General features: G+C 61.9%; 12 protein-coding genes and 1 pseudogene. 6 read left to right on the top strand and 7 right to left on the bottom strand.

All coding sequences use genetic code 11. From position 1 onward, the window contains the following. Both B3B04_RS06270 and B3B04_RS06275 read right to left on the bottom strand, forming a co-directional pair. A pseudogene (locus tag B3B04_RS06270) lies at positions 1–551 on the bottom strand (carbamoyl phosphate synthase large subunit); the annotation flags it as partial. Positions 552–561: 10 nt separating this feature from the next. Continuing rightward, entirely contained in the window at positions 562–837 is a 276-nt protein-coding gene (locus B3B04_RS06275) for a hypothetical protein (RefSeq protein WP_292041107.1), read from the bottom strand. 399 nt (positions 838–1,236) lie between these two features. Between B3B04_RS06275 and B3B04_RS06280 the strand changes: the two genes are divergently transcribed. Further along, complete coding sequence (locus B3B04_RS06280) at positions 1,237–4,236, top strand: TonB-dependent receptor domain-containing protein (protein ID WP_292041109.1); 3,000 nt, start codon at positions 1,237–1,239, stop codon at positions 4,234–4,236. A gap of 141 nt (positions 4,237–4,377) precedes the next feature. Here B3B04_RS06280 and B3B04_RS06285 read toward each other — a convergent pair whose 3' ends face one another. Continuing rightward, complete coding sequence (locus tag B3B04_RS06285; protein ID WP_292041111.1) at positions 4,378–7,452, bottom strand: TonB-dependent receptor domain-containing protein; 3,075 nt, start codon at positions 7,450–7,452, stop codon at positions 4,378–4,380. Between the two features lie 283 nt (positions 7,453–7,735). Beyond that, positions 7,736–8,431 (bottom strand): HAD family hydrolase, encoded by a 696-nt coding sequence (locus B3B04_RS06290; protein ID WP_292041113.1) that lies wholly within the window; start codon positions 8,429–8,431, stop codon positions 7,736–7,738. A gap of 123 nt (positions 8,432–8,554) precedes the next feature. Between B3B04_RS06290 and B3B04_RS06295 the strand changes: the two genes are divergently transcribed. The 4 genes from B3B04_RS06295 (at position 8,555) to B3B04_RS06310 (ending at position 12,994) form a co-directional block, all read left to right on the top strand. Continuing rightward, the gene (locus B3B04_RS06295) at positions 8,555–9,871 is read left to right on the top strand and encodes an amino acid permease (RefSeq protein ID WP_292041115.1); all 1,317 of its coding nucleotides are present in this window, start codon (positions 8,555–8,557) and stop codon (positions 9,869–9,871) included. Between the two features lie 86 nt (positions 9,872–9,957). Then, a complete protein-coding gene (gene carA / locus B3B04_RS06300) occupies positions 9,958–11,118 on the top strand; it encodes a glutamine-hydrolyzing carbamoyl-phosphate synthase small subunit (RefSeq protein WP_292041116.1) in 1,161 nt (386 codons plus the stop codon). Between the two features lie 195 nt (positions 11,119–11,313). Beyond that, positions 11,314–12,084 (top strand): hypothetical protein, encoded by a 771-nt coding sequence (locus tag B3B04_RS06305; protein ID WP_292041119.1) that lies wholly within the window; start codon positions 11,314–11,316, stop codon positions 12,082–12,084. A 70-nt stretch (positions 12,085–12,154) separates the two neighbouring features. Beyond that, positions 12,155–12,994, top strand: a complete 840-nt coding sequence (locus B3B04_RS06310; protein WP_292041121.1) for an enoyl-CoA hydratase-related protein — start codon at positions 12,155–12,157, stop codon at positions 12,992–12,994. 3 nt (positions 12,995–12,997) lie between these two features. On the opposite strand, the gene B3B04_RS06315 is transcribed toward B3B04_RS06310, so the two are convergent. From B3B04_RS06315 to B3B04_RS06325, 3 genes are read right to left on the bottom strand one after another with little or no spacing between them, the layout of a single operon-like run. Further along, positions 12,998–13,648, bottom strand: a complete 651-nt coding sequence (locus tag B3B04_RS06315) for a TetR family transcriptional regulator (protein WP_292041123.1) — start codon at positions 13,646–13,648, stop codon at positions 12,998–13,000. A gap of 4 nt (positions 13,649–13,652) precedes the next feature. Then, positions 13,653–14,705 carry a CaiB/BaiF CoA transferase family protein gene (locus B3B04_RS06320; RefSeq protein ID WP_292041124.1) on the bottom strand — a complete coding sequence of 351 codons (1,053 nt, stop codon included), beginning with the start codon at positions 14,703–14,705 and terminating at the stop codon, positions 13,653–13,655. A 17-nt stretch (positions 14,706–14,722) separates the two neighbouring features. Continuing rightward, complete coding sequence (locus B3B04_RS06325; protein ID WP_292041126.1) at positions 14,723–15,493, bottom strand: SDR family NAD(P)-dependent oxidoreductase; 771 nt, start codon at positions 15,491–15,493, stop codon at positions 14,723–14,725. A gap of 124 nt (positions 15,494–15,617) precedes the next feature. On the opposite strand from B3B04_RS06325, the gene B3B04_RS06330 reads away from it, so the two are divergent. Continuing rightward, positions 15,618–16,595, top strand: coding sequence for an NAD(P)H-dependent flavin oxidoreductase (locus B3B04_RS06330; protein ID WP_292041426.1), 978 nt, complete (start codon positions 15,618–15,620; stop codon positions 16,593–16,595). The last annotated feature ends 9 nt before the right edge of the window (positions 16,596–16,604 follow it).

The following is a 16,604-nucleotide window of genomic DNA, read 5'->3' on the forward strand; positions in this document are numbered from 1 at the left end:
TTGTAGGCGATGCCGCCGCCGGTGCCGGCGAGGGTGAAGGACGGACGGATGATGGCCGGCAGGCCCACGAAGGCCAGAGCATCGTCGGCTTCGTCGATGTGGTGGATGGCGCGCGAACGCGGGCTCTCGAGGCCCAGCTTGTCCATGGCGTCACGGAATTTCTGGCGGTCTTCGGCCTTGTCGATGACCTCGGCCTTGGCACCGATCATCTCGACGCCGTACTTGGCCAGCGCGCCATTGGCTTCCAGAGCCAGCGCGGTGTTCAGAGCGGTCTGGCCGCCCATGGTCGGCAGGAGCGCGTCGGGGCGTTCCTTGGCGATGATCTTCTCGACCATCTCCGGCGTGATCGGCTCGATATAGGTGGCATCGGCCACCTCCGGGTCGGTCATGATGGTGGCGGGGTTCGAGTTCACCAGAATGACGCGATAGCCTTCGGCCTTCAGCGCCTTACAGGCTTGCACGCCCGAATAGTCGAACTCACAGGCCTGACCGATAACGATCGGGCCAGCGCCGATGATGAGGATGGACTGGATGTCTGTACGCTTGGGCATCGGCGTCTACTCAGCTTACGACCACGCACTCCCAGCCCTCGTAATCGAGCTGGAAGGCCGCGGCCCAGGATTGCATCATGGCCGACACAGGCGCGAAAGACGCCTCGTCGACCGGCATGGTTGTTTCCAGGACGGTCATATCGCCCTGGCCCCGCGTCAGAAACCCGGCACGGCGCGCGACCTCGCAAAGATCGCCGTGCAGATCCTCGTCGCCATAGAAATAGAAAAGGGTGTGGCGTGGCGTGACACCGCTGTCGCCCTTTTCGACGAGTGCGGCGCGCACCATGGCGTCCTTTTCCTCATGGCTCTGATCTGAGTACAGCGAAGGTCTCCAAGCGCGCAGCAAGACGGGCACGAGCATCGCTCGCGGCCGGTCCGTTCGGGTTGTCGGTTAAGCGGCCCGTTTAGAGAGGCTGGCTTCCCACTGCAAGGGAATATCCAGATGCGGACGGGTAAAAGATGGGGGCGAACGGGCTTGATGTAATGCCGACACAACACTGTTGCAATGTTGCCACATATAACAAGGGTATGTGTCGGGGTGGTGATGCGCGTTGAAGTTCGGTTTATGCGTCAAGGTCTGCGTCAAGCCGGCTGCGAAGAGAGCACCTGATAGAGGGGCCGCTCAGCGAAAGCGTGGCGGCGGCGGGATGATCCCGTCCGCGTTCTGTTTTTCCGAGTACAGTCAATGTTTTCTCCCAAAAACATGCTGCTGACGTCCAGCGCTCTGGCAGTAGCAGCCTCTGTAGCTTTCTCGGGCCAGGCCATGGCCCAAGACGTTCCCGCCGACATTCAGGAAGCGGTCACCGTTGACGAGATCGTCGTCACCGGCTCGCGCATCAAGCGTCCGCAGTTCCAGGGCACCAATCCGGTGGCCTCGGTCACCAGCGAAGCTCTGGTCGGCGCAGGCGTGACCAATGTCACCGACTTCCTGACGGATTCGCCGGCTCTGGTCGGCTCGACCACCCTGCAAGACAACTCGAACGGTGCGAACCGCGGTTCGGTCGGTCTGAACCTGCTGGACCTGCGTAACCTGGGCACCCAGCGCACTCTGGTGCTGGTCAACGGCCGCCGTCACGTGGCATCGCAAGCCGGTTCGACCTCGGTCGACATCAACTCCATTCCGGTGGCTCTGATCGAGCGCGTGGACGTGATGACCGGCGGTGCCTCGGCCATCTACGGCGCTGACGGTGTGTCGGGCGTGGTCAACTTCGTTCTGAAGAAGGACTTCGAAGGTCTGGACTCCCGTGCCCAGTACGGGGCTTCGGAGCACGGCGGCGGCGAGAATGCCTTCGTCAGCATCCTGGCGGGCAAGAACTTCCTTGATGGCCGCGTGAACTTCACGCTCGGTCTGGAACACTCGCAGACCCAGGCTCTGGAATCCGAGCAGCGTTCGTTCTCGCGCGTCGGTGAAGCCGAGAGCGTGGTGGTTAACCCGAACTATGGCCAGCCGGGTGAGTACCGTCGTATCTTCGCGAAGAACGTCCGTTATATCGACACCTCGGCCGGTGGCTCGGTCTTTACCCGTTGGGGTGACACCACCTCGGGCGTGACTTTCAATGGCGACGGCACGCCGTTCCAGGACGGCATCTACACCAGCGGCGCGAGCATGATCGGTGGCGATGGTACGCCGGTTGCCCGTTTCAACACCAACCTGATGCCGGAGCTGGAGCGTTCGGCTATCAATGCGACGTTCAACGTCGAGTTGGCCCCGAACCACTATGCCTTCGGTGAAGCCAAATACGTCAACACCCAAACGCAGTTCTTCGGCCAGCCGTCGTGGGACTATGGTCTGTTCATTCCGATCGACAACGCCTTCATGCCGGAAAGCATCCGTAACGATGCTCTGGCCGCGGGCGGCTTTGCCAACGCAGGCAGCGGCGACGACTATATGGGCGGCGTCCTTATGGCCCGCGACAACTTCGACTTCGGTCGTGTGATGCGTGACATCGAGCGCGAGACCTTCCGCGGTGTGTTCGGTGTGCGCGGTGATATCAACCCGCACCTGTCGTACGAAGCCTCGCTGAACTACGGCAAGACGATCGAAAACAACGTCGAGCGCAACAACCGCATCAACGAGCGTTACTTCGCTGCGATCGATGCTGTCCGCGATGCCAATGGCAACATCGTCTGCCGTTCGGACCTCGATCCGACTGCGGTGCCGGTGGGCGACCTGTTCGGTGGTCTGTTCGACGGCAACACCTGGGGCACCACCTTTACGCCGGGTGCCAACTCGGGCTGCGTGCCGATGAACGTGTTCGGCGAAGGCTCTCCCTCGAAGGAAGCGCTGGCCTGGATCATGTCCGAGAACGCATCGAAGGATGTGGTCGAGCAGTTCGTGTTCAATGCGTTTGTTTCGGGTGATTTCGGCTCGTTCCTGGAACTGCCGGGCGGCCCGATCTCCTATTCGGCTGGCGTCGAATACCGCAAGGAAAAGGCCCGCGCCTACGTCGGCCAGGATCAACTGATCGCCTCGCAGCTGGGCTATAACGTGACCTTCCTGGGTCAGGGCTCGAATATGGCGGGCGAGTTTGACGTCAAGGAAGCGTTCGGCGAAATCTCGCTGCCGCTGCTGGCCGACAAGCCGTTCATCAAGGAACTGACCCTGGACGGTGCCTACCGTTGGTCGGACTATTCCTCGGCAGGCAAGACCGAAAGCTATAAGGTCGGCCTGATGTGGGCCATCGACGACAACCTGTTCCTGCGTGGTACGGGTGCCCGTTCGGTGCGTGCGCCGTCGATCAGCGACCTGTTCCTGCCGCTGACGCAAACCTACGCCACTCTGTCCGATCCGTGCGACCTGAACAACTTCCAGAACGGCGACAATCCGGCCGTTCGTGAGGCCAACTGCCGCGCGATGCTGGGTCTGGGTGCGAACGACGAAAACACCTTCGTCAACACCAACTCGTCTTCGGTTGAAGGGGTCGTCGGTGGCAACTCCAGCCTGGAGCCGGAAGAAGCCGATACCTTCACCGCAGGCTTCGTGTTTACCCCGACCTTCCTGCGCGGCTTCTCGCTGGCGCTGGACTACTATGACATCAAGCTGTCGAACGCGATCCAGTTCTTCTCGGCCCAGAACATCACCAACAAGTGCTATGATCTGCCGCAGCCGAACCAGTTCTGCGACCTGATCGGCCGTAACCCGAACACCAACCTGCTGGAAAGCTTCGAGCAGTTCGGTGTGAACGTGGCGGAATATCGCACGTCGGGCTGGGATCTGAGCATCGACTACCTGCTGGATCCGGCACGCTTCGGTTATGAGAAGGACATCGGTACCTTCCGCTTCAGCCTGTCGGGCAACAAGCTGGACAAGTTGCAGTTCATCGAAGATCCGGCGGACCCGCTGACCGTCGAGGAAGACGTCGGCACCGCTCGCGTTCCTGAATACCAAGCCCAGTTCGACGTGAACTGGAAGTGGCAGGACGTTTCGGTGACCTACGGCTACAACTGGTTCGACGAGACCCGCCGTTATGAAGGCGTGCAGGACGACTACATCGATCCGCGCTACTTCAACCACGATGCGCGTTCGACCCACGACCTGCAGGTTCGTTACCAGCTGCGTGACAGCGTCAGCGTCTATGGCGGCGTGAACAACCTGACCGACGAGCAGCCCTCGCGCGGCACGATCGATTATCCGGTCAGCCCGCTGGGCCGTTACTTCTACATGGGTGTGAACCTGAGCCTGTAAGGCTCGGCGGCGCACAGCCAGCATCAGGGGCGGCCTCCTTCGGGAGGTCGCCTTTTTTGTGCACGGGACATTGCAGCGGGCAAAGAAAAGGGCGGCACCGGATGGTGCCGCCCTTGACCGTTTGGAGGGGACTGTTGCCGCTTAGAAGCGGGTGGACAGACCGATCTGATAATAACGACCGATCAGGTCGTATGCGCCGACGCCGGTCGTGCCGAACGGCGGCTCGACGTCAAAAACGTTACGGATCTGCAGGCGGGCCGTCAGGTCCTTCATCATCATGTTCGGGGTTTCGAAACGATAGGCCAGAGATAGGTCGTTCAGGAAGTACTCGCTGATCGTCTGCTGCTCGTAGTTTTCGATCGTGGAGGTGTTGCTGAACTTGGTTTCGCCCGTGTAGCGGGTGGTCCAGACCAGACCGAAGCCACCGTTGGTGTAGGCGGTGTCCAGCTTCCAGCGGGTTTCCGGCGTGCCAATGACGTTGGCGCTGTTCACTTGGTCAAAGCCAAGGCCGGTGACCGAGGACTCATAGGTTTCAGTGCGGAAGTAGTCGAAGTCGAACGACAGGCGGCCGCCCAGACCCGCAAAGGCCTGATGGTCGTCAAGGTTCACAGCGTATTCGACACCGGCCGACCAACCCGAGAAGTTCAGGTAGCCTGCGTTGATGAAACCGGTGCTGGGACCGATGCCGTTCGGAGCGATATCAGCGCCCAGAATCTGGCCTTCGAGGCTGGAACCACCGTTGGACATGCCGGCCGAACCGCGCTGGAAGCGACCGCAAACCGCCGGATCCGGGTTCGGCACGTCGTAGCAGACCTGCAGAATGGAGCCGAGGCCGAAGTTGGCAATGGCGTTGGTCAGATCAATCTTCACCCAGTCGAACGACAGGGCCAGACCCGGCACATAGTTCGGCTGATAGACGAAGCCATAGGTTTCCTGATCGGCGATTTCATTGACCAGATTCGGGTTACCGGCAGTCGTGCCGCGTTGGGTCGCAGCCTGAATGTTCGACGTCAGCTGGAAGTCTGCGGGCAAGCCCAGGGCTTGGAACGCCGCGCGGCAGTTGGCGGCGCGGGCTTGCGGGTTCGGGCCGGAGTTGATGTTGCGGGCATCACACGGATCGGTCGCGGTCATGAACGAGGTCGATTCCGGCGTGAACAACTCGGTGATGGCGGGAGCGCGGAACGAACGGCTGATCGAGCCGCGCAGCAGCAGGTCCTGGATCGGACGGTAGCGCAGGCCAACAGCCCAAGCCTCGTCCTCACCGGCGATGGAGTTGTCCACGAAGCGGTAGGAGCCGTCCAGCGTCAATTCGCGGGCGAACGGGAAGCTGAAGTCGCCACCGAGGATCGGTACGGACAGTTCGGCATAGTATTCGCTGGTGTCGTACTCGCCTTGCAGCGGAGCGATCGCTGCGGTGCGGCCCACGCCGTCGCGCGAAGCCTCGTTCGGCAGGAATTCGGACTCTTCCTTGCGGTATTCATACCCGATGTTGAAGCCCACGGGGCCTGCCGGCAGGTTGACCAGATCACCGCCGAAGTTCGCTTCGAAGGTGGTCTGTTTGATGGTGTAGTCCTGACGGAAGGTGGTGCCGATGTAGTCGAGCGCCTCGGCCGAACGTGCGCCCTTGCCGAACAGATTCAGCGGCACACAGCCTGCGGCGCGGGCATCGGCGTCGGCGCACTGAATGTTGCCATTGGCGTCACGGTTGACATTGATGGCCTGCAGGAAGCGCGACTGGACGATATTATCCTGCTGGAAGAAGCCTTCGTTCTGGCCGAAATTGCCGGCGATGTTCCAGAAGAAGTTGCGGTCGGCAGCCTGGAAGTCGCCGTTCAGATTCAGCACCACACGATAGGTGTCCGACTCGCTGAGCGAATTCGGCTCGACCAGATCGGTCGAAGCACGGTGCAGCCAGAACAGGCGCTCGCCCGGATTGGCGGTATCGGCTGGCAGAGCGGTCGGTTGCGATAGCAGGGCGTCACGGGCCTGCGCGCTCAGGAAGGGGTTGGCCGTCGAGAACTGGATCGCGCCAGAGTTGCCGCCAAAGAGGCCGGAGTTGTAGATCGGCTGGTTGAAGTCTTCGGTGGCTTCGGTGTGGTTGTAGAAGACCTCGGCATCCAGGCGAACGTTCGGGGTGAACTCATAGGTACCGAACAGGGTCGCGTTGTGACGGGTGACCGGCGATTGCAACGAGGTCAGTTCGCCAAGGTTGAGACCGTCACCGCCAGAGGCGATGCTGGCCTGAACAAACTGACCGGGGTTGTAGGGGACCAGATTACCGTTCGGATCGAATTGGGCGGCGACGCGGCGGGTCGGGTCGTTCGGATCTGCGATGGTCAGCAAGTTGGCAAGGCCAATACCGGCCGTGCGGAATGCCAGACCACCTTCGGTGATCTCGGGGATGCGGCGGTTGAAGTACCAGATGCTGCCCGGAATGCCGTCCGAGTTGCTGGTGTTGGCCGGGTTCAGGGAGCGGGTGGCCTGAAGCGCGGTGCGCCGGCGATCGGCATAGCCCAGCGAATCCGTTTCGGCGTATTCATAGCTGCCGGCGAGGTTCAGGCGGCCGTCGAGGTAGGTGTTGCCAGCGGTGATGCGGGCGCGAACCTGATCGGCATCGCCTTCTTCGGACACGCCATATTCGACGTTGGCTTCGACGCCCTCAAAATTCTTCTTGGTGATGACGTTGATCACACCGGCCACGGCATCCGAGCCATAGACGGCACCGCCGGTGGCCTGCACCGTTTCAACGCGGTCGATCAGAGCGGTCGGGATGGAAGAGAAGTCGACCTGACCACCCGCACCCGCACCCGAGAAGATCGAGGCCACATTGGCACCGACGAAGCGGCGGCCGTTGACCAGCACCAGGGTGCGGTTTGTGCCGAGATTGAACAGGTTGACGAAGCTGCGGCCGACGCCGAAGCCGGCCTGATCGCCATCGGGGCTGACCGGCACACCGGATACCGGCAGCTCGTTCAGGGCGCTGGCGACATTGGTGTAGCCCTTGTTGTCCAGAGTTTGCGAGGACACGACCGAGATCGGGTTGGCGGCTGTCAGGTCGTTGCGGCGGATACGCGAGCCGGTGACGACGATCTCACCGAGGTCCGAGGCCTGATCCTGTCCAGCCGGAGCTTGTGCTGTCTGGGCTGAAACGCTGGTGGCGGCAAGCGCACCGGCGAGAACCGTGCTGGCCAGAAGATGAAGGCGATTGAAACGCATGGGGGATAGAGCCTCTCGCGATAACGACAAAAGTCGAACGTAGGTCTGCAAGAGGGTTTATCTGCCCCATAGCGGTCAAGCGTAGCCGTTTCACAATATGTCGAAAACTGTTCAAAGTTGTCAGCTTTGAGCTTTATTGTGACGCAAAATACACACAGCTGTAATAAATGCGGTTAAATTGTGTTCTGTAATTGAATGACGTTAGGTGAAATTATCTTTGCTTAAGCTTTGTCTTAAAATTCGGCCAAGACGCGTTGGTTTACTGCCAAGCTTGTCGGTTTTATCAGTCGATGTGGCTAAGCCAGTCGGGGAGTTCTTCTATGCGGCTGAGGGTGACGTAGCGGGGGTGGCCTTCGGGGGCGTCGGCGAGTTCGTGGGCCCAAGTGATGTGGTAGGGGATGTGGATGCCCCATGCGCCGGCTTCGATGGGCGGAATGACGTCGGACTTCATAGAGTTACCGGCCATGGCCGTTTCGGCCGGATTGAGGCCGTGGCGGGCGAACAGGCGCTCATAGGTGGCGCGGTCTTTTTCGGACACGACCTCGACGGCAGAGAAGCGTTCGCCAAGGCCAGATGCGGCGAGCTTGCGTTCCTGATCCATCAGGTCGCCCTTGGTGATCAGGATCAGGCGATAGGCCTCGGCCAGTTCGGCGACGGTTTCGTCCACGCCCGGCAAGGTTTCGACCGGATGGTTCAGCATCTCGCGACCGGCGGCGAGAATTTCGCGGATGATGTGGGGCGGTGCGGCCCCGTCGCACAGTTCCATGGCCGTCTCGATCATCGACAGGGTGAAGCCCTTCACGCCATAGCCATACAAACGCAGGTTGCGGCGCTCGACGGCGGCGAGGCGGTCCATCATCACCGGCTCTTCGGCGTGGTCGGACAGCAGTTCGACAAAGCGCTTCTGGCTGAGGCGGAAGATGGTTTCATTGTGCCAGAGGGTGTCGTCGGCATCGAGGCAAACGGTGGTGATGGGCATGATGGACGCTCTGGACTGAAGGCTAAGAGAGGACGGCTGGGTTCCGCTTTATCAATGCCCGTGGGTTGAAGTCATCACGCGCCACTAGCGACGGACGCGATTTTTCAATGTATGGCGGGCACCATGAGCCAGATTGACGCCTATTCCGCAGATAACCGACGCCTGGGCTGGGACGTGGCCGCCCTTGTTGTGGCGGGCAATATGATCGGGTCGGGGGTCTATCTCCTGCCTGTGACCTTGGCCCCCACGGGCAGTTCCAGCCTGATTGGCTGGATCGTGTGCGGTATCGGCGCGGTGACGCTGGCGCTGGTGTTTGGCGGTCTGGGGCGGATGATGCCCAAGGCCGACGGCTTGGCCGATTTTGCCTCGCAAGGGCTGGGGCGCTTTCTCGGCTATCAGGCGGGGCTGTTCTACTGGGCCGCGTGTCTGGTCGGCAATGTGGCCGTGGCGGTGGCGGCGGTCGGCTATCTGGCCTTCTTTTTTCCGGTCCTGAGAGAGCCGGTGTGGGGCGCGGCGGCTAATCTGGGCCTGCTGTGGATCACGACGGGTATCTATGCGCTGGGCACGCGCTCGGCGGCGCGTTTTGGGGCGTTGAGCCTCGCGATTGGTCTGGTGCCGATCGTTCTGGCGATCATCGCCGGAGCCATGGCCTTTGACGGCAGCCTGTTTGCGGCCAGCTGGAGCCCGTCTGGCGAGGCGCTGACCAAGACGGTGCCTGCCTCCCTCGCGATCATCTTCTGGGCGTTTCTGGGGGTCGAGAGCGCCGCTGTGCTGTCGGCGCGGGTGAAGAACCCGTCGCGCGATGTGGGGCTGGCCTCGGTCATGGGCGTGCTGTTGGCCTTTGCAGTCTATGTGGCGGCCTGTGTGGCGGTGTTTGGCGTTATTCCGGCGGGCGTACTGGCGGAATCGACCAGCCCGTTTGCCGATTTGGTGGCGCGCGTCATGGGGGCCTCGGTGGCGGGGCTGGTGGCGGCCTGTGCGGTCATCAAGACCTGCGGGACCATTGTCGGCTGGACCATGACCGGCGGCGAGACGGCGCGGGCGGCGGCGGAAAAGGGCTGGCTGCCGCGCGGTTTCGGCGGCGCGCAGGCGGGCAAGACGCCGTGGACCAATCCGGTGCTGATGGGCGGTATCATGAGCGTACTGCTGCTGATCAGTGTGCAGCCCAGTCTTGGCAAGCAGTTTGAAATGCTGATCGGCGTCACCTCTGTGCTGACACTGTGTCTGTACGCGGTGTGTTCGCTGTCGCTGTTGAAGGTGGCCAAGGGCTGGCACTGGCGTCTGCTGGGCGTGTTCGGTCTGGTGTTTTCGGCCTTTGCCGTGGTGGCTGCGGCAGGCGGATATGTGCTGCCGAGCCTCGGATTTTTCGCGGTGACCAGTCTGGCTTGGTTCTGGGTTCGTCATCGCAAAGCCACGAACATCGATTTGAATGCGGGATAACGCACGATGGCGGGTTGACCGGACCCGTCAGACTGCCTAGTGACCGCGCCGTTTAACTACTGCTTTGCCGATTAGGAGCCTGCGCCATGACGTCCCAGATTTTGTCCGGTGCAACGGGGGTTCTGGTATTGGCAGACGGCACCGTGTTTTCAGGTGTGGGGGCCGGTGCGACCGGCTCGGCCATCGGTGAGGTGGTCTTCAACACCGCCATGACCGGCTATCAGGAAATCCTGACCGACCCGTCCTATATGAGCCAGATTCTGGCCTTTACCTTCCCGCACGTCGGCAATGTCGGTGTGAATGTGGAAGACGTTGAACAGGTGACCGAAGTGGCCGGTAAGGCCGCTGTGGGCGCTGTGTTCCGCGATGTGCCGACCGATCCGGCGAACTGGCGCGCGGGCGGTGAGTTTGATGCGTGGCTGAAGAGCCGCAATGTGGTTGCTCTGGCCGGTGTCGATACCCGCGCCCTGACCCAGCTGATCCGTGACAAGGGTGCGCCGCATGCGGTGATCGCCCACGATCCGGAAGGCAATTTCGATCTGGACGCTCTGGTCGCCAAGGCCCGCGAGTGGAAGGGGCTGGTGGGTCTGGACCTCGCCAAGGAAGCCACCACCCTGCAAGCCTTTGAATGGAACGAAGGCGTGTGGGAATGGCCGGCAGGTTATCCGCGTGTCGAGGCGACCGACAAGAATGTCGTGGTCATCGACTATGGCGTGAAGCGCAACATCCTGCGGGCGCTGGCCTCGACCGGCTGCAAGATCACCGTGGTTCCGGCGGACACCAAGGCCGAGGACGTGCTGGCCCGCAATCCGGACGGCATCGTCCTGTCAAACGGTCCGGGCGACCCCGCCGCGACCGGCCAGTACGCCGTGCCGGAAATCCAGAAGCTGGTTGCCAGCGGCAAGCCGATCATGGGCATCTGCTTGGGCCACCAAATGCTGGCGATTGCACTGGGTGCGAAGACCATCAAGATGGATCAGGGCCACCACGGCGCGAACCATCCGGTCAAGGACCTGACGACCGGCAAGGTCGAGATCGTGTCCATGAACCACGGCTTCGCTGTTGACCAAGCCAGCCTGCCGGAAGGTGTGGTGGAAACCCACGTCAGCCTGTTCGACGGCACCAACTGCGGCATTGCTTTGAGCGGTAAACCTGTGTTTTCTGTCCAGCACCACCCAGAGGCGTCTCCTGGGCCGACGGACAGCCTGTATCTGTTCAATCGTTTTGCAGAATCCATGCGGGGATAGATGGCAGTAACTGCGGTGAAGTCACCTTATCTAAGGTGGCTGGCTACCGCGCTGGCAGGCAGCGAAACGAGCTGTCTAGACGGCGCTCCCGGGGGGGAGAACATCGTCTTGGGATATGCCACCGGCTACGACGTAGCCGACGTTGCCATATTCGTCCGCTCGTTGCGTTCACATTACAAAGGGCCCGTCGCTCTGGTGGTTGATAACAACCCCGAGCTACGGGCCTTTTTATTTGCGCACGATATCGAAGCCGTGGATGAGCCCAAGGTCTGCGGCAAGGGATGGTTGCCGAATGCCGTGGTGTCGCGCTTTGCGGGGTTTGATGCCCTGCTGCGCGAACGTCCGTGGGTCCGGCACGCCTTTTTGACCGATGTGCGCGACGTGGTGTTTCAGGGCGATCCCTTTGTAGAGCCTCTGGAACGGCTGGAGTTTTTCGCCGAGTGCGAAAAGCCTTTGGCGTCGCACGCCTTCAACATGAAATATTTGCGCGCCGTGGCGGGCGATTGTCTGGCGCAGGTGGTGGCGGACAAGGCCTGTATTTGCGTGGGCACGGTGATGGGCCAGCGCGAGGACCTGATGCGGTTCTGTCGCCTGATCCTGTCGCTGGGAGCCATCCCGCGATCAGAGATTGGCGGGGCGTTCGGGGCCGATCAGGCGACCTGTAATCTGGCGGTTCATCTGGGGCTGCTGGAAAGCACTGTGAAGCCCAATCACAGCCGCGTCGCCACTCTGGGTCTGGTGGAGCGCAGTCAGCTGAAGCTGGACGGTGTCCGGATTGTGAATCCCGATGGAACCGACAGTCCTGTGGTGCACCAATATGACCGCCACGCCGATTTGGCCCAGACGATGTGGGAGACGTGGGCTCCGAACTATCAGCCCAAGGTCAGAAGGGCACCGCGGGACTTTCGGTCGCGGATCCTGCGCATGTACCAGTCGATCCGCAGGCGGACCGTCGAGCTGCGGTAGTCGCCATATTTAATCGATTATATAAATATCGTTGACGAACCATGCGCTTCCGTGCGGCAATGAGGGATAAATGAAAGGCCGCGAAGGCCGCGCCACGAGGGAGGAACGGATGGCATTGGTGGAACTGTCCTGGCAGGGCGATGTCGCCGTGGTACGGCTGAACGATCCGGCAACGCTGAATGCGGTTTCGGTGCCGATGATCAAGGCGCTGTCGGCCGCTTTGGACGAGGTTGAAGCCAAGGCGAGGGCGATGGTGCTGACGGGTACCGGCAAGGGCTTTTGCTCGGGAGCCAATCTGTCTGCTTCCAATGACTCGCGAGAGAAGAACGAGGCCACGGGGCCGGGCGGACGCGACTATGATCCCGGTAAGGCGCTGGAGACGCACATCAATCCGCTGGTACTGAGGTTGACGCAACTGGCCTGTCCGTGGGTGACAGCGGTGAACGGCGCGGCGGCGGGTGTCGGGGCCAGTTTTGCCCTGTTGGGCGATATGGTGGTGGCGTCCGATCAGGCCTATTTCCTGCAAGCCTTTGCCAAGGTGGGCTTGGTGCCCGACGGCGGTTCATCGCATTTGCTGGTTCGCACTGTGGGGCGGGTACGGGCCATGGAACTGATGCTGCTGGCGGATCGACTGCCCGCCGCCAAGGCGATGGAGTGGGGGCTGGTCAACCGCGTCGTCGCGGCCGATGGCCTGATGGACGAGGCACTGCATTTGGCGGGGCGGCTGGGCTCGGGCGCGGCCAGTCTGAAATCTATCCGCAAACTGGCGTGGGCGGCGGTCGATGGCGGTTTTGATGCCAGCCTGAAGGCCGAGCGCGAGGCGCAGCGCGAAGTCGGGCAAACGGCTGACCACCGCGAGGGCGTGATGGCCTTTGTGCAAAAGCGACCGGCGCAGTTCAGCGGCCAATAGGGTTCAGGCGCGGCCCGATTTGATGGTCACGGCGGTGGTCGCCCCCGCCTTTTCGATCAGCAGGCCGCGCAGGACCATGTCGAGCAGGGTGTCTGTGTAACGGCGGCGAAGGCCGTCATCGATGCCGTCGATATCGAAAGCGTGTTTGAGAATGTTCTGGCTGAAGAACAGGTGATCACACGCGCCCAGAACGATGAAATAGAACATGATCGGATCGATGGGCCGGATAAGGCCCGCCGCCTCGGCTTCGGCCAAAAGCTGGCGCTGGACCTCGGCCAAGGGGGCCGAGATGGTGCGCGCCACCTCTGCCGCCGTGTCTGGCTGCATGAACAGCGCGTGCAGCAGACGGTTGATGAACGGGAAGCGGTAGTAGGTCGTGATCACGCCCTTGATGTGCAGCTTGATCTTTTCGACCGGATCCAGATCCATCTGCACCAGCTCCTGAAGCTGGCCGAGGGCGCGGCTGAGGACATCCTGCGCCAAGGCGGTGAGCAGACCCGACTTGCCGCCGAAATAGTATTTCACCAGAGCCGAGTTCAACTGGGCGCGGGCGGCGATGTCGCTGAGCGGGACATCGACCGATCCTGTCTCGATCATCAGGGCGGCGGTGGCCGCGAGAAGCTGATCGCGCGAGGCGGTACTGTCGCGGGCCATGGTCTCAACCCTCACGCAAGGCGGGCGGCACCGGCGTGGGGGTAGGCGTGCCTGAATAGCGCGGTGCGGGGGCAGGCTGCTCTACGCCATCCACTGTGATGAAGGTGGTGCGGTTCTGGTTGTGGGCGGCCTTGGGGGCGTCGTTCATGGACAGGACGGGGGTCACGCAGGCATCGACCGTGTCGAACACCGCGCACCAGTCGTCGCGGTTGCGGCTGGCAAACACCTCGGCGATGCGGGCCTTCTGCGCAGGCCAGCCGGACGGGTCCATTTGGTTGTCGAACAGGGGATCGCCCGCCAGATCAAGGCCCGTCAGGAAGGCGGCGTAGAACTGCGGCTCGATAGCACCGACCGCCATATAGAGGCCGTCAGCAGTGCGATAGGTGTCGTAGAAGGGGGCGGCACCGTCCAGCAGGTTGCTCTCCCGCTCGTCCTGCCAGAAGCCTTTGGCACGGAAGCCCCACATCATGGCCGTGAGCAAGGCCGAGCCATCGGTCATGGCACAGTCGACCACCTGTCCCTTGGCACCCGATTTGACGGCCAGAAGAGCGCTGACCATGCCAAAGGCCAGCATCATACCCCCGCCGCCGAAATCGCCTACGAGATTGAGCGGCACCACGGGCGCTTCATCCTTTCGGCCAATCATGTGCAAGGCACCGGAGACAGCGATGTAGTTGATGTCGTGACCCGCACGCGGAGCGTAAAAGCCGCTCTGGCCCCAGCCGGTCATGCGACCGTAAATCAGGTTCGGATTATCAGCCAGCAGCACATCGGGGCCAAGGCCGAGACGTTCCATAACACCGGGTCTGAAGCCTTCGATCAGGCCATCGGCATCGCGGACCAGCTCGCGGATAGCGGCTTGTCCTTCCGGCGATTTCAGATCGTGGTGGACGACAATGCGCGAGCGCAGCAGTGGATCGCCTTTATCCAGCGGCATACCCTTGCGCTCGACCCGGATCACTTCGGCCCCGTGGTCGGCCAGCATCATGGCCGCGAACGGACCGGGGCCGAGGCCAGCGATTTCGATGATGCGAATGCCGTGAAGGGGACCGGCCATGAAAGGCTCCTGTCGGGTTAGAGGCTTTGGCCATCGTCGAGGGTGAAGACCGATCCGGTCACCTGGGCACTGGCATCGGAGCACAGCCACAGAAGGGGAAGGTCGAGCGTGGCCGTGTCCATGAAGCGCGGGCGGGCAAAGCGCGCGAGCAGGGCCTTGCCGGTGGAGGTATCCTCCAGCCCCTCGGTCAGGTCCGTGTGCATATAGCCCGGCTCGATCATGTTGACGTTGATGCCCTTGGCCGCCCAGTCGCGGGCCAATACGCGGCCCAGCTGGTTCACGGCGGCCTTGGTGGCACTATAGGGGCCAAAATGGGCCGTCACATGGTGGGCCGTTATCGACGAGATGATGACGATGCGGCCATGGGCGCGGCTGGCCGAATCCTTGGCCATCATGCGGCGGGCGGCCTCTCTTACGGTCAGGAAGGTACCCTTCAGGTTCACATCCATGACCTGATCGAAGCTTTCGACCGGCAGGTCGACCGCACGGCCGGGGACGGTGATGCCCGCATTGGCGACCACACTGTGCACCTCGCCGAAACGGGCTTCGGCGGCGTCAAAGGCAGCGATGACGCTGGCTTCGTCGGCGACGTCCATGGCGACGGCGAGGGCCTGTACGCCCAAGGCTTCGATCTCGGCCTTAAGTTCTTCGAGCAAGGCTGTGCGGCGGGCACCAATAACCAGATTGGCACCCGCACGGGCGAGGCTGAGGGCAAAACCGCGACCGATGCCGGACGAGGCACCGGTGACAAGAATATTGCGGCCCGAGAGTGAAATCGATGTCGTCATAGTGGCGATTGGTGGAGGGCCGAAGCGCAAAAGTCAATCGTACGATTAAATTGGCTTGCCTTCCGCAGCGGCATCGCTCTTATTATTCAATAATCGATTAGTTTTTTGGCGATGCGGGAGGGATATCGTGCTGAAGACGCGCTTTACCGAGGCCTTTGGTGTCGAGCACCCGATTGCGCAGGGCGGGATGCAGTGGGTCGGCACAGCTGAACTGGTGTCGGCGGTGGCTAATGCCGGTGCTCTGGGGTTCCTGACAGGGCTGACCCAGCCGACGCCCGAGGCGCTGGCCAAGGAAATTGCCCGCACACGCGAGATGACGGACAAGCCGTTCGGGGTGAACCTGACGATCCTGCCGTCGATTAATCCGCCGCCCTATGCGGAGTATCGCGCCGCCATTATCGAGAGCGGCATCAAGGTGGTCGAGACGGCAGGCTATAAGCCGCAGGAGCATATCGACCACTTCAAAGCCCATGGTGTGAAGATCATCCATAAATGCACCGCTGTGCGTCACGCCCTGTCAGCAGAGCGGATGGGGGTGGATGCGATCTCCATCGACGGTTTCGAGTGCGCGGGCCATCCGGGCGAAGACGACATTCCCGGCCTGATCCTGATACCGGCGGCGGCAGACAAGCTGTCGGTGCCCATACTCGCCTCCGGCGGGTTTGGTGATGCGCGCGGTCTGGTCGCGGCGCTGGCGCTGGGCGCCGATGGCGTAAACATGGGCACGCGCTTTTGTGCGACCAAGGAAGCGCCGATCCATGACGCCTTCAAACAGGCCATGGTCGAGAACGACGAGCGCGCCACCGACATCATCTTCCGCACCTATCGCAACTCGGCCCGTGTGGCGAAAAACGCCATCAGCCAGCAGGTGATTGCTGCCGAGAAGGAAGGCCGTCCGTTCGAGGATGTGGCGCATCTGGTGAAGGGTGTGCGCGGGCGTGAAGGCTTGGCCACTGGCGATACGGACCACGGCATCTGGACCGCAGGCATGGTGCAGGGGCTGATCCATGATGTGCCCAGCGTGCAAGAGCTGGTGGATCGCATCATCGAAGAGGCCGAAGACCTTATTCGCCAGCGCCTTGCCGCGCTGGTTTCCAGATAATCGGAGGAG

This window comes from Brevundimonas sp. UBA5713 (assembly GCF_002419815.1).
Taxonomy (GTDB): Bacteria; Pseudomonadota; Alphaproteobacteria; order Caulobacterales; family Caulobacteraceae; genus Brevundimonas.